This window comes from Dellaglioa sp. BT-FLS60 (assembly GCF_054941065.1).
Genome location: NZ_JBSOLI010000020.1, coordinates 1 through 469 on the forward strand (window position 1 = coordinate 1; position 469 = coordinate 469).

Sequence of the window (469 nt, forward strand, 5' to 3'; positions counted from 1 at the left end):
CAGTTCAATCTTACCAACGCCTTCTTGTCCCGCGAATAGATACGCATGAGCCAATTGATTCATTGTTGTTAACTTTTTAAAATGTTCAATTAAGGCCGGTTGTAATTCTTGAATCGTTATATTACTGGTTTCAGTAACCATTTCCGTCATTACTATTTACCCCTAAAATTGGTGAAATTGTTCTACTGGCAAGACGAATACCGTTGCGCCACCAACTTGAACTTCTAAAGGGAATGGCACTTGCGCATCCATTAAGACATCCAAATTAACAGGAGGAGCCATAAATTGTTCACGACTCGAAGATGTTTCCTTAATAATCTGTAAAACCTCATCCACACGTTCGTCTTCAATCCCAATTAAAAAAGTTGTATTCCCAGATTTTAAAAACCCACCTGTTGACGATAACTTTGTCGCACGGACATTTGCATCGATAAATACATTACTCAATCGGTTACTATCTTTATCTTGA

General features: G+C 37.7%; 1 protein-coding gene. It reads right to left on the bottom strand.

Going from position 1 to position 469, the window contains the following annotated elements; all coding sequences use genetic code 11:
• Window positions 1-162: 162 nt before the first annotated feature.
• Window positions 163-469, bottom strand: a 307-nt coding sequence (locus tag ACVQ8P_RS00380) for a cyclic-di-AMP receptor (RefSeq protein WP_462296870.1), incomplete at its 5' end; no start/stop codon positions are given.